This window comes from Micromonospora sp. BS32 (genome assembly GCF_059089345.1).
This window is the reverse complement of sequence record NZ_JBSSHR010000022.1, coordinates 82,676-95,453: the sequence shown is the minus strand read 5'-3', so window position 1 is coordinate 95,453 and position 12,778 is coordinate 82,676. Positions and strand designations below refer to the sequence as shown.

11 protein-coding genes are annotated in these 12,778 nt (G+C 72.9%); 7 read left to right on the top strand and 4 right to left on the bottom strand.

Going from position 1 to position 12,778, the window contains the following annotated elements:
- Positions 1–609: 609 nt before the first annotated feature.
- Positions 610–1,899, bottom strand: a complete 1,290-nt coding sequence (gene tyrS, locus AC5RWQ_RS25825) for a tyrosine--tRNA ligase (RefSeq protein ID WP_494285232.1) — start codon at positions 1,897–1,899, stop codon at positions 610–612.
- A gap of 92 nt (positions 1,900–1,991) precedes the next feature.
- Between tyrS and AC5RWQ_RS25820 the strand changes: the two genes are divergently transcribed.
- The 4 genes from AC5RWQ_RS25820 to AC5RWQ_RS25805 all read left to right on the top strand — a co-directional run bounded on the left by AC5RWQ_RS25820 (position 1,992) and on the right by AC5RWQ_RS25805 (position 4,399).
- Positions 1,992–2,381 (top strand): PaaI family thioesterase, encoded by a 390-nt coding sequence (locus AC5RWQ_RS25820; protein ID WP_494285231.1) that lies wholly within the window; start codon positions 1,992–1,994, stop codon positions 2,379–2,381.
- A gap of 116 nt (positions 2,382–2,497) precedes the next feature.
- Positions 2,498–3,724, top strand: coding sequence for an NRAMP family divalent metal transporter (locus tag AC5RWQ_RS25815; protein ID WP_494285230.1), 1,227 nt, complete (start codon positions 2,498–2,500; stop codon positions 3,722–3,724).
- Complete coding sequence (locus AC5RWQ_RS25810) at positions 3,721–4,101, top strand: hypothetical protein (protein WP_494285229.1); 381 nt, start codon at positions 3,721–3,723, stop codon at positions 4,099–4,101. The genes AC5RWQ_RS25815 and AC5RWQ_RS25810 overlap by 4 nt, the downstream gene beginning before the upstream one ends.
- Positions 4,088–4,399: a PRC-barrel domain containing protein gene (locus AC5RWQ_RS25805; protein ID WP_494285228.1), complete on the top strand. Its 312-nt coding sequence runs from the start codon at positions 4,088–4,090 to the stop codon at positions 4,397–4,399. The genes AC5RWQ_RS25810 and AC5RWQ_RS25805 overlap by 14 nt, the downstream gene beginning before the upstream one ends.
- A gap of 23 nt (positions 4,400–4,422) precedes the next feature.
- On the opposite strand, the gene AC5RWQ_RS25800 is transcribed toward AC5RWQ_RS25805, so the two are convergent.
- The 3 genes from AC5RWQ_RS25800 to AC5RWQ_RS25790 all read right to left on the bottom strand — a co-directional run bounded on the left by AC5RWQ_RS25800 (position 4,423) and on the right by AC5RWQ_RS25790 (position 7,021).
- Positions 4,423–5,748 carry a hemolysin family protein gene (locus tag AC5RWQ_RS25800; protein WP_494285227.1) on the bottom strand — a complete coding sequence of 442 codons (1,326 nt, stop codon included), beginning with the start codon at positions 5,746–5,748 and terminating at the stop codon, positions 4,423–4,425.
- Between the two features lie 133 nt (positions 5,749–5,881).
- The gene (locus tag AC5RWQ_RS25795; protein WP_494285226.1) at positions 5,882–6,508 is read right to left on the bottom strand and encodes a hypothetical protein; all 627 of its coding nucleotides are present in this window, start codon (positions 6,506–6,508) and stop codon (positions 5,882–5,884) included.
- A 9-nt stretch (positions 6,509–6,517) separates the two neighbouring features.
- A complete protein-coding gene (locus tag AC5RWQ_RS25790) occupies positions 6,518–7,021 on the bottom strand; it encodes a GNAT family N-acetyltransferase (RefSeq protein WP_494285225.1) in 504 nt (167 codons plus the stop codon).
- A gap of 142 nt (positions 7,022–7,163) precedes the next feature.
- Here AC5RWQ_RS25790 and ppdK point away from each other — a divergent pair, with 142 nt between their 5' ends.
- From ppdK to pflB, 3 genes are all read left to right on the top strand, one after another.
- The gene (ppdK, locus tag AC5RWQ_RS25785; protein ID WP_494285224.1) at positions 7,164–9,821 is read left to right on the top strand and encodes a pyruvate, phosphate dikinase; all 2,658 of its coding nucleotides are present in this window, start codon (positions 7,164–7,166) and stop codon (positions 9,819–9,821) included.
- 11 nt (positions 9,822–9,832) lie between these two features.
- Entirely contained in the window at positions 9,833–10,297 is a 465-nt protein-coding gene (locus AC5RWQ_RS25780; protein WP_494285223.1) for a hypothetical protein, read from the top strand.
- 201 nt (positions 10,298–10,498) lie between these two features.
- Positions 10,499–12,742: a formate C-acetyltransferase gene (pflB, locus tag AC5RWQ_RS25775; RefSeq protein ID WP_494285239.1), complete on the top strand. Its 2,244-nt coding sequence runs from the start codon at positions 10,499–10,501 to the stop codon at positions 12,740–12,742.
- Positions 12,743–12,778: the final 36 nt, after the last annotated feature.

Sequence of the window (12,778 nt, the reverse complement as noted above, 5' to 3'; positions counted from 1 at the left end):
GCCAAAGGAATCCCAACCAACAGACCCTCCCAAAAAGAAGGACTGCCAGTCCGGGGTATAAATCATAATTGGCACTGGCTTATCAAGCACCCTGTTGAGTTCTCAAAGAACAACCACACACCATCCGGAAAACCCGCACCGCGAGCCACCCGTCCGGGGCACTTCGTTCAACCCGCCGCTCTCGCGCCGGGCACTTTTACTACGTTACCCGGCGATTTTCACCGTGTCAAACCGCTCTATCGCGATCCGACCCGCTTCAAACCAATTCCGAGCACCACAATTAGAACCGGCTTCCGCCGCTTCCCCTCATGGTTTCCGTCAGGCCGTCCGGTGCGGTAACCCGCACACTCGCCCGGTTCCCTGCCGGCGTTGAACACTACCCGGTCGGCTCCGCCCCACCAAATCGACCCCCTGGGTCGATCCGGGGCACCACCCGGGCCCACAGTCCGAGGAGCAGGCCCCTCGACTCCGGACGTTCCGTCCTGCGCTCCGGCCTCCCAGGCTCTCGCCCGTTTCGTCCGTTCCGCGCTGACAGAGAGAAAGTTACGCCCCCGGCGAGTTGATCGTCAAATTCGCCGGGGGCGTCCCGCGTCACATCGGTGCGTGCGGCTATCCGCCCAGCTCAACGCCCGCGAACGAGCGCTTGCCGCGACGCAGCACCAGGTACCGGCCGTGCAGCAGATCCTCGGAGGAGACGACCGCGCCCGCGTCGGTGACCCGGTTGTTGTTCACGTAGGCGCCGCCCTCCGCGATCACCCGGCGGGCCTCCTTCATGCTCGGCACCAGTCCCGACTCCTTGAGCAGTCCGGCCACGTCCGGCAGCTCGGTGAGGTGGACCAGCCCGGCCTCCGTCAACGCCGCGCGCAGCGTCTCGGGCGTCAGCTCGTCGAGCGCCCCCCGCCCGAAGAGGGCCTGACTCGCGGCGACCGCCTGCGCCATCTCCCGCTCGCCGTGCACCATGGTGGTCAGCTCCTCGGCGAGGGCCCGCTGGGCCAGCCGCGCCTGCGGGCGCTCGGCCGTCGCCTTCTCCAACTCTTCCAGCTCCTCCCGGGGGCGGAAGCTGAAGTAGCGCAGGTAGCGGGTGACGTCCCGGTCGTCGGCGTTGAGCCAGAACTGGTAGAAGGCGTACGGGCTGGTCATCTCCGGGTCGAGCCAGACCGCGCCGGTCTCACTCTTGCCGAACTTGGTGCCGTCCGACTTGGTCACCAGCGGGGTGGTGAAGGCCTGCACCGGGCCGGCGCCCCGGCGGCGGACGTAGTCGACGCCGGCGGTGATGTTGCCCCACTGGTCGGAGCCGCCGTACTGGAGCTGGCAGCCGTACCTGCGGTGCAGCTCGAAGAAGTCGTTGGCCTGGAGGAGCTGGTAGCTGAACTCGGTGAAGCTGATGCCGGTCTCCAGCCGGGCCTTGACCACCTCGCGGGCCAGCATCTTGTTCACCGGGAAGTGCTTGCCGACGTCGCGGAGGAACTCGACCACCGACATCTCGCCGGTCCAGTCCAGGTTGTTGACCAGCCGCGCGGCGTTCTCCCCGGTGTACGAGACGAAGGGCGCGAGCTGGTCGTGGATCCGCTGGACCCAACCGGCGATGACCTCGGGCGGGTTGAGGGTGCGCTCGGCGCTCTCCTTCGGGTCGCCGATCTGCCCGGTGGCGCCGCCGACCAGCAGCAGCGGCCGGTGCCCGGCGAGCTGGAGCCGGCGGGCCATCACGACCTGCATGAGGTTGCCGACGTGCAGGCTGGGGGCGGTCGGGTCGAAGCCCACATAGAAGGTGGCGGTCCCGCCGTCGAGCAGCTCGCGCAGCTCGTCGAGGCCGGTGGAGTCCTGGATCAGGCCCCGCCACCGCAGGTCTTCGGTCAGGGAGTCCCGCCCCGGCGGGAGGTTGCTGTCGGTCACGGTCACTGATTGTCCCCCATCGCGGGCCCCGGGCCGTACCGGGTTTGCCGACGGCGGGGCGACTAGGCTGACGGCTCGCGAGGCGAGGAGGAGCGGACGTGGAGACGCCGGACCTGACGGGTGGCCTGGTCGCCCTGCTCGGGCTGAAGCTGGACGAGGTCAGCGGTGACCGGGTGGTCATCCGCTGGGAGGTACGTCCCGAGCTGCACCAGCCATTCGGCATCCAGCACGGCGGGGTGTACTGCGCGGTGGTGGAGACGGCGGCGAGCGTGGGCGGGTCGCTGTGGTTCGGTGACCGCGGCACGGTGGTCGGCGTGTCCAACCAGACGGACTTCTTCCGCGCGGTGCGCGACGGGGAGCTGACCGCGGTCGGCACGCCGGTGCACCGGGGGCGCAGCCAGCAGCTCTGGCAGGTGGAGATCACCGACTCCGACGGCCGGTTGGTCTCCCGCGGCCAGGTGCGCCTGCAGAACCTCACCCCCGCCTGACCGGGACGCCTGGACGGCCGCTGGCCGGGCCGACGGCGGCCCGGCTGGTTTGCCGGAAAAGCACCGTCTGAGGCGGATATCGTCGCGTCGATGACACCGGCCGGCCCGCACCCCAGGTGAGGAAGCTCCTCGCCGCCACGCTCGGCATCCTCTCGGCGATCGGGGGCTTCGTCGACATCGGCGACCTGGTCGCGGCGAGCCAGGCCGGCGCACGGTTCGGCATGGGGCACGCCTGGGTGCTGGTGGTCGGCGTGGTCGGGATCTGCGCGTACGCGGAAATGGCCGGCCGGATCGCGGCGGTGAGCGGCCGGGCGGTCTTCGACCTGGTCCGGGAGCGGCTCGGCCCACGGGTCGCGCTGGTCAACCTGGTCGCCTCCTACCTGGTCACGGTGCTGACCCTCGCCGCGGAGCTGGGCGGAGTCGCGCTCGCCCTCCAGCTCGCCTCCCGGGTGAGCTACCTGCTCTGGGTGCCGGTGGCCGCCTTCGCGGTCTGGCTGGTGCTGTGGCGGATGCGCTTCCAGCTGATGGAGCGGGTGTTCGGGCTGGCCGGGCTGGCCCTGTTGGTCTTCGCGCTCGCGCTGTTCTGGCTGCCCACCGACTGGGGCGCGCTGGGCCGGGGCGCGTGGCACCCGACCGCCGCCGGGCAGGGCTGGGGCGCCTACTGGTTCGTGGCGGTGGCGCTCTTCGCCTCCACGGTCAGCCCGTACGAGGTGTTCTTCTTCTCCTCCGGCGGCGTGGAGGAGAGGTGGAGCGCCGCCGACCTGGCCGACGAGCGGTCGAACGTGCTGATCGGCTTCCCCGTCGGCGGGTTCCTCGCGCTGTCCCTGGTCGCCACGGCGGCCGTGGTCTTCCACCCGACGGGCGTGACGCTGTCGACGCTGGACGAGGTGGCGAAGCCGGCGGTGCTCGCGTTCGGCGGGGTGGGGCTGGCGGTGGCCGCCCTGGCGTTCTTCGCGGTCACCTTCGGCGCCGCGCTGGAGACCGGGCTCTCCGCGGCGTACGCGGCCGCGCAGTACTTCGGCTGGCAGTGGGGCAAGCGGGTCAGCCCGCGCGAGGCCGCCCGGTTCCACAGCGTGCTGTTGCTCAGCGTGCTCGTCGGGATGCTGCTGCTGTTCACCACGATCGACCCGGTCCTGCTGACCGAGTACATGCTGATCATCAGCGCGGTGGCGCTGCCGCTGACGTACCTGCCGATCCTGATCGTGGCGAACGACCGGACGTACCTGGGTGACCGGGTCAACGGTCCACTGGCGAACCTGCTCGGCACGGTCTTCCTCATGGTCATCGTGGCCGCGTCGGTGGCCGCGATCCCGCTCGCGGTGGGGACGGGGATGGGGCGATGAGGATCCAGCTCGGCCGGCAGCTGCTCGACCGGCAGATCGTCGACGCCACCGGTCGGCTGGTCGGCAAGGTCGACGACCTGGAGTTCGCCGTGGACGCCGACGGCTTCCCGTACGTGGCGTACCTGCTCAGCGGGCAGGGGGCGCTCGGGCAGCGGATCGGCGGCCGGGTGGGCCGAATCCTGGGGGCGGTCGCCGACCGGTTCACCGACGACCCGCCGGCCGGGCCGTTGCGCATCCCGATCGCTGACGTGGAGCGGGTCGACAGCGCGGTGCGGCTGCGCCCGACCGCCCGCGAACTGCCCCCGCAACCGGTGGAGGCGTGGCTGCGCCGGCACCTGATCGACCGGATCCCGGGGGCCGACCGTGCGAGCGGGTGAGCTGCTCGGACGCACCGCGTACGACCTGCACGGCCGGCGGCTGGGCCGGGTGGTCGACGTGGTGGTGCGCGGCGGGCACCCGGACGGCCGGCTGCGGCTGACCGACGTGGTCGTCACCCGCCACTGGTGGAGCCGGATGTGGGGGCGGCTGATCGGCCCCGAGCGGCACCCGGCGGGCCCGTGGGTGATCCGGGTGGCCGCCCGCGCGCTCAGCCGGGACACCCGCCAGCTCCCCGCCGACCAGGTGCAGCTGCTGCCCCCGGTGCCGGATTTCCCCTTCGGCAGGCCGGGCGGCTGACGGCGGTACGGGGACCGCGCCGGTCAGCTGCGCGCCTCGTCCAGCACCGGCTCGTCGTCGGCTGCGGCGTCGGTCTCCCCCGCCGCCTCGCGCACCCGTACCTGGGTGATGGCCCGGTGATCGATGTCGGCCACCTCCAGCTCCCAGCCGTCGATGGTGACGCTCTCCCCGGCGACGGTGGGGATGTGGCCCAGGCAGGTCAGCACCATCCCGGCGACGGTCGTGTAGTCGCCGGTCGGTCGGCCCGGCACGGTGACCCCGATGTCCGACAGGTCGTGCACCGGGAAGGTGCCGGGCAGCAGCAGCGCCCCGTCCGCCTCGGTCCGGACCGCGCGGCCGTCCCGGTCGGTCTCGTCGTAGATCTCGCCGACGATCTCCTCGAGGATGTCCTCCAGGGTGACGATCCCGTCGACGGCGCCGCGCTCGTCCACCACCAGGGCGATGTGTTGGCGTTCGGCCTTGAACTGGCGCAGCGCGTCCACCACGGGCAGCGAGTCGGGCAGCAGCATCGGCGGGCGGGCGCACTCGTCGACCGGCCGGTCGTCCGGGACGCCGACCAGGTCGCGCAGGTGGATCACGCCGACCGCGTCGTCCAGGCCGCCGTGCCGGACCACCGGCGCCCGGGAGTGGCCGGTGGCGGCCAGCACCAGCCGGGCCGCCTCCGCGGTCGTCCCGCTGTCGAGCGTGAAGACCTGCAACCGGGGTACGAGCACCGCCTTGAGCTGCCGGTCGGCGATCTCCACCGCGCCGGCGATGATGGTCCGCTGCTCCTTGGTGAAGCCGTGGTTGCCGGCGACTATGTCCCGCAGCTCGTCCGGGCCGATCTCCTCGGGCTCGTGCTTCGGGTTCAGCCCGCACAGGCGGACCACCACGTCGCTGGTGGCGCCGAGGGCCCAGACGGCCGGTCGGGTGAAGGTGGCCAGCAGGTCGAGCGGGCGGGCCACCAGCAGCGCCCAGCGCTCCGCGGACTGCATCGCGATCCGTTTCGGGGCCAGCTCGCCGAAGACCAGGGTGACGAAGGTCAGCGCGAGGGTGACCACCACGATCGCGCCGGTCTCGGCGCCGCCGCCGAGGAAACCGAAGAGCGGCACCAGCGGCTTGGCCAGCGAGACCGCGGCGGCCGCCGAGGCCAGGAAGCCGGCCAGGGTGATGCCGATCTGGATGGTGGCGAGGAACCGGTTCGGATCCTTCGCCAGCCGGGCCAGCACCCGGCCGGCGCGGCTGGTCCGCTCCAGTCGTTGCAGCTGGCTGTCCCGCAGCGAGACCAGGGCCATCTCGCTGCCCGCGAAGATCGCGTTGAGGACCACCAGGACTCCGACCAGGGCCAGTTGGCTCCAGTAGCTCTGCACGCCCGGTTCTCTCCCTCACGCGACACGCGCCGGCCGCCACGGCCGACGCCGCCGGACGGTGGACCCGGCCGACGTAGGCCCCAGTGTGCCCCGCCGGGACGACGGCGAATCCTTCCCGGCGGGACCGGTCGCGTCAGGCCCGCGCCGGCAGGTCGAGCACGTACGCGTCGCCCTCGGCGCGGAAGCCGAGCCGGTGGTAGTACGGCGCGACCATGCCGGGCGGGCTGACCACCCGACGGAAACCCCGGTCGGTGAAGAGGCTGCTGCGCCGGTAGACGAACTCCCCCGGGGTGAAGTCGCGGAACTTCGGGGTGACGTAGTCCAGGTCGATCTGGGCGATCCCGCCGGCCTCGGCGTGCGAGAGCACGACGCCCACCACCTCGTCCGCGCTGACCACCACGAACGCCGAGCGCGCCGCGCCGTGCGACTCCCAGCGGAAGTCGGGGTTGAACCGGGCGATGTCGGCGGCGTGCACCCGCAGCGTGTGCGCCAGGAACTGGTCGTCGACGCCCACCTCGACCGCCTGGTACGTCTGCTCGTCGTGCCGGGTCGCCAGCATCTTCCGCAGATACCACACATTGATCGCAGTGAGCACCACGTTCAGGCCGACCATCGGCCAGACGTGCACCGCCGCGTTGTAGCCGATCAGGATCAGGCAGCCGAGCAGGTTGAGTGCGCGCAGCCGCAGGATGCGCGTCTGCAGCAGGGACCAGACCAGCAGCGCGGAGCCGGCCCAGCCGACGAGTTCCAGCCAGTTCACCCCGCGAGACTAGTGGTCGCCCAGCTCACGGCCGTCGGCGGGCAGCTCCAGCACCCACTCCGGCACCTCGATGCCACGGAAGTTGGCGTACCCGGCGTCCTCGCCGACCACGACGAACCCGCACTTGCGCAGCACCGCGAGGGAGGCGCGGTTGTCCTTCGCCGCGCGGGCGTGCACCGGACGCTGCGGCAGCTTGCGCAGCAGCGCCGTGAGCGCGGCGGTGGCGTGGCCCCGGCCCCAGCGCGCCGGGTCGATCCAGTAACTGACCTCGGTGCGGTCGTCGACCGGGAAAGCGGCCACGTGCCCGACCACCTCGCCGTCGGCGACGACGGTGCGGGTGATGTTCCGGGGGTCGGCGCGGATGCGCTGCCAGTGGGCGTCGAACGCCGCCCGGTCGGCCGGGTCGGCCGGCCCGAAGGCCGCCATCCAGTTGGCCTCCGGGTCCTGCTGGTGGGCGAAGAACAACGGCAGGTCGTCGTCGCGCACCGCACGCAGTTGCACAGGGACGGTCACGGGGCAGAGGGTACGCACCGGCACCGACACTCCGGGACCTCTGGCCCGTCGACCGTCCCGTCCGGCCCTGCCGGCGCCGCCTGCCGCATTGGTACCAACGGATGGAGAGGTCCGTGCGGTAACGGAACTGGAGGCCGGGGCCATGGCCAAGTACGTCTACGACTTCATCGAGGGTGACCGGGGCAGGGCCGACCTGCTGGGCGGCAAGGGGGCGAACCTGAGCGAGATGACCCGGCTGGGTCTGCCGGTGCCGCCGGGCTTCACCGTCAGCACCGACGCCTGCCGGGCGTACCTGGCCACCGGGTCGGTGCCGGCCGGGCTCTTCGACGAGGTGAACGCGCACCTGCGGGAGATGGAGGCCCGGCTGGACCGGTGGTTGGGCGACCCGAACGACCCGCTGCTGCTGGCGGTCCGCTCCGGCGGGCGCTACTCGATGCCCGGGATGATGGAGACGATCCTCGACATCGGGCTGAACGACACCACCGTCGGCGGGCTGGCCGCGCGCAGCGGCGACGAGCGCTTCGCCTGGGACTCGTACCGGCGGCTCGTCCAGATGTTCGGCCGGACCGTGCACGGGGTGCCGGCGGAGGAGTTCGAGCGGGAACTGGAGGCGCTGCGCGGCTCGGCCGGGCCGGCCGGGCCGACCGCCGAGCAGCTGCGCGGGCTGGTCGAGACGTACAAGAAGGTCTTCGCCACGCACGTCGGACACGACTTCCCGCAGGCCCCGCACGAGCAGCTCTACCTGGCGATCCGGTCGGTGCTCGAGTCGTGGAACGCGGAGCGGGCCCGGATCTACCGCCGGCAGGAGCACATCCCGGACGACCTGGGCACCGCGGTCAACGTGATGGCGATGGTCTTCGGCAACCTCGGCCCCGACTCGGGCACCGGGGTGGCGTTCACCCGCGACCCGGCCACCGGCGCCCCCGGCGTGTACGGCGACTACCTGGCCGACGCCCAGGGCGAGGACGTGGTCGCCGGCATCCGCAACACCGTCCCGCTGCCCGAGCTGGAACGGCTCGACCCGGTGAGCTTCCGCCGGTTGACGGAGATCATGGCGACGCTGGAGCGGCACTACCGCGACCTGTGCGACATCGAGTTCACCATCGAGCGGGGCACCCTCTGGATGTTGCAGACCCGGGTCGGCAAGCGGACGGCCGCCGCCGCGTTCGTCATCGCCGCGCAGCTGGTCGACGAGGGCCTGATCACCCTGGACGAGGCGCTGCACCGGGTCACCGGGGCGCAGCTCGCCCAGCTGATGTTTCCGGCCTTCGACCTGTCGGGGGCCCCGGCGCCGCTCACGGTCGGGGTGGGCGCCTCCCCGGGGGCCGCGGTCGGGCGGGTGGTCTTCGACTCCGCCGCCGCGGCGGCCACCGACGGGCCGGTGATCCTGGTCCGCCGGGAGACCAACCCGGACGACCTGCCCGGCATGATCGCCGCAGCCGGGGTGCTCACCTCCCGGGGCGGCAAGACCTCGCACGCCGCCGTGGTGGCCCGCGGCATGGGCCGGACCTGCGTCTGCGGCGCCGACGCGCTGCGGATCGACCCCGAGCGCGGCGAGTTCACCGTGGCCGACCGGGTGGTCCGGGCCGGCGACGTGATCTCCATCGACGGGACCACCGGCCGGGTCTACCCCGGCGAGGTGCCGGTGCAGCCCTCCCCCGTCGCCCGCTACCTCGCCGGTGAGCTGACGCCGCAGGCCGACCCGCTGGTGGCCGCGGTGCACCGGCTGCTCGGCCACGCGGACGCGGTGCGCCGGCTCGGCGTCCGGGCCAACGCGGACACCGGCGCGGACGCCCGCCGGGCCCGGGCGTTCGGCGCCGCCGGCATCGGCCTGTGCCGCACCGAGCACATGTTCCTCGGCGCGCGCCGGGAACTCGTGGAGCGGCTGATCCTCGCCGAGGAGCCGGCCGAGGTGACGGCCGCGCTGGCCGCGCTGCTCCCCCTGCAGCGAGCCGACTTCACCGAGATCCTGGCCGCGATGGACGGCCTTCCGGTGACCATCCGGCTGATCGACCCGCCGCTGCACGAGTTCCTGCCCCCGCTGCACGAGCTGACCGCGCGGGTGGCCCGCGCCGAGGCGCTCGGCGAGGACCCGGGCCGCGACGGGCGGCTGCTGGTGGCGGTACGCCGGATGCACGAGGCGAACCCGATGCTCGGCCTGCGCGGCGTCCGGCTCGGGCTGGTCGTCCCCGGACTGTTCGCCATGCAGGTGCGGGCGGTCGCCGAGGCGGCGGCGCAGCGGGTCCGCGCCGGCGGCGACCCCCGACCGGAGATCATGGTGCCGCTGGTCGGCGACGTGAAGGAGCTGGCCGCGGTGCGGATCGAGGCGGAGCGGGTGCTGGCCGGGGTGCCGGGCGCGCCGGAGATCCCGATCGGCACGATGATCGAGGTGCCGCGGGCGGCGCTCACCGCCGGGGAGATCGCCACCGAGGCGCACTTCTTCTCGTTCGGCACCAACGACCTCACCCAGACCACCTGGGCGTTCTCCCGCGACGACGTGGAGGGTTCGTTCTTCGGCGGGTACCTGGAGCGGGGGATCTTCGCCGTCTCGCCCTTCGAGAGCATCGACACCAAGGGCGTCGGGCGGCTGGTCCGCCTCGCCGTGGCCGAGGGCCGGGCCGCCCGCCCGGAGCTGACCATCGGGGTCTGCGGCGAGCACGGCGGCGACCCCGACTCGGTGGCGTTCTTCGCCGACGCCGGACTCGACTACGTCTCCTGCTCGCCGTACCGGGTGCCGATCGCCCGGCTGGCCGCGGGACGGGCCGCCGTGCGGCCCACCGGCACGTCCGACAGCCGATAGGAGGCAGCGCCATGACCGCGATCCTCAACCCGACCGGGCCGGCCCCGCTTGGTCCGCCCGCGCGGCGCGTCCCGGAACCGGCCGCCCCCGCGCCAGCCGTACCCCCGGCCCCCGCCGGACCGGTGGGGCCGGTGCTGGAACTGCCCGGCACGCCGCCGGCCGCACTGGTCCCGGTGACCCGCGACGGTCGCGCCGTCGGCGCGTTCGTGCTGGCCGGCGGCCAGGTCCGCTACCGGTCGGTGACCGACCCGGACCAGGTCCTCGCCGCGGCGGCCGGCGCGCTCGCCGTCGCGCTGCTCACCGCCGGGGTGGCGGTGGTGGCCCGCCGCCGCCCGGCGGCGATCGGCGCGGTGACCATGGGACCGGGCGGCTGGGTCAGCCTGAAGGGCGCCCCCACGCCCGCGCTGCGCCCGGCCCGGCGCCGCCCCTGGTGGGCCCGGCTGCTGCGGGCCCGCCGCCTGGTGGTCGAACGCTGACCGGTCCGCCGGTGCGGTGCGCACCCCCGCCGGGTGGCAGCTCCGCCCGGCGGGGGTCTTTGGTCCCGGGCGGGCTCGGTCCTGCGCCTCTGCCCGGCCGAAAACGGCCGGGCGAGGCTGGTCGTGGAAGTGGGAAGCGGACCTGGGAGGCGCCCGATGCGCGCGACCGTCGTCACCGCACTCGACCCGGAGGGACAGACCATGACCGGCACCGCACGCCTCGACCCGTGGCGCGGCTTCACCGGCACGACGTGGCGGGAGACCGTCGACGTCGCCGCCTTCGTCCGGGACAACCACGAGCCGTACACCGGGGACGCCGCCTTCCTCACCGGGCCGACCTGCCGGACCCTGGAGGTCTGGGGAGCGCTGCGGAAACTCTTCGTCGAGGAACGCCGCCGCGGCGTGTACGACGTCGACGCGGCCACCCCGTCGACCATCACCGCGCACGCGCCCGGCTACCTCGACCGGGAGAAGGAGCTGATCGTCGGCCTGCAGACCGACGCGCCACTGCGGCGGGCGATCATGCCCGCCGGCGGGCTGCGGATGGTGGAGACCGCGCTGAAGGCGTACGGGTTCGACCCCGACCCGACCGTGCACCGGATCTTCACCAGCTACCGGAAGACGCACAACGACGCGGTCTTCGACGCGTACCCGTCGGCAGTGCTGAAGGCGCGCCGCTCGCACGTCATCACCGGGCTGCCCGACGCGTACGGGCGGGGCCGGATCATCGGCGACTACCGGCGGGTGGCGCTCTACGGCGTGGACCGCCTCGTCGCCGAGCGGCGGGCGCTCAAGGCGGCGCTGGACGACCGGCCCTCCACCGACGAGGTCATCCGCGACCGGGAGGAGCTGGCCGAGCAGATCCGCGCGCTGGGCGAGCTGACGCAGATGGCGGCCGCCTACGGGTACGACATCTCCGCCCCGGCCACCACCGGGCGGGAGGCGATCCAGTGGCTCTACTTCGGCTACCTCGCCGCGGCGAAGGAGCAGAACGGCGCGGCGATGTCGCTGGGCCGGACCGCGAACTTCGTCGACGTCTACCTGCGCCGGGACCTGGCCGAGGGCCGGCTGACCGAGATGACCGCCCAGGAGCTGGTCGACGACTTCGTGATCAAGCTGCGCATCGTCCGGTTCCTCCGCACCCCCGAGTACGACCAGCTCTTCTCCGGCGACCCGACCTGGGTCACCGAGACGCTCGGCGGGATGGGCGCGGACGGCCGGCCGCTGGTCACCCGGACCAGCTTCCGCTATCTGCAGACCCTCTACAACCTCGGCCCCGCCCCGGAGCCGAACCTGACCGTGCTCTGGTCACCGGGGCTGCCCGCCGGGTTCAAGCGGTTCTGCGCGCAGATCTCCCTGGACACCAGCGCCATCCAGTACGAGAACGACGACCTGATCCGCCCGGCGTACGACGACGACACCGCGATCGCCTGCTGCGTATCGGCGATGCGGGTCGGCCGGGACATGCAGTTCTTCGGCGCCCGGGCCAACCTGGCCAAGGCGCTGCTGTACGCGATCAACGGCGGCCGGGACGAGCTCACCGGCGAGCAGGTCGCCCCGGCCAGCCCACCGGTCGGCGGGGAGATCCTGGACCACGCCGAGGTGCTCGCCGCGTACGACCGGACGCTGGACTGGCTGGCCGCCACGTACGTGGACGCGCTGAACGTGATCCACCACCAGCACGACCGGTACGCGTACGAGCGGCTGGAGATGGCGCTGCACGACCACCCGGTGCGCCGGTTCATGGCCACCGGCATCGCCGGGCTCTCGGTGGCCGTCGACAGCCTCGCCGCGATCCGCTACGGCACGGTCAAGGTGCTGCGCGACGCCACCGGCCTCGCGGTCGACTACCTGGTCGAGGGGGAACCACCGACGTACGGCAACAACGACGACCGGGCCGACGAGATCGCCGTGTGGCTGGTGGAGACGTTCGCCGAGAAGCTGCGCCGGCAGCGCACCTACCGGAACGCCGAGCTGACCATGTCGGTGCTCACCATCACCTCCAACGTCGTCTACGGCCGGCACACCGGCAACACGCCGGACGGCCGGCGGGCCGGCGAGCCCTTCGCGCCGGGCGCGAACCCGATGAACGGCCGGGACACCCACGGCCTGGTCGCGGCGGCCCTGTCGGTGGCGAAGCTGCCGTACGCGGCCGCCCGGGACGGCATCTCGCTGACCGGCACGGTCACCCCGGACGGGCTGGGGCGGACCCGGCAGGAGCGGATCGACAACCTGGCCGGGGTGCTCGACGGGTACACCGACGCCGGCGGGTTCCACCTCAACGTCAACGTGCTGGACCGGGCCACCCTGCTCGACGCGATGGCCCACCCGGAGCGCTACCCGCAGCTGACGGTGCGGGTCTCCGGGTACGCGGTGAACTTCGTCCGGCTCACGCGAGAGCAGCAGCAGGACGTCGTGTCCCGGACCTTCCACGGGTCGCTGTGAACGCCCGGCCGTCGCCACCGCCCGCGACGCGACCGG

Bases quoted from the DNA above. Each gene is read 5' to 3' on its own strand.
- ppdK (WP_494285224.1), top strand. From the start codon at position 7,164: ATGGCCAAGTACGTCTACGACTTCATCGAGGGTGACCGGGGCAGGGCC.
- AC5RWQ_RS25810 (WP_494285229.1), top strand. From the start codon at position 3,721: ATGAGGATCCAGCTCGGCCGGCAGCTGCTCGACCGGCAGATCGTCGAC.
- AC5RWQ_RS25780 (WP_494285223.1), top strand. From the start codon at position 9,833: ATGACCGCGATCCTCAACCCGACCGGGCCGGCCCCGCTTGGTCCGCCC.
- pflB (WP_494285239.1), top strand. From the start codon at position 10,499: ATGACCGGCACCGCACGCCTCGACCCGTGGCGCGGCTTCACCGGCACG.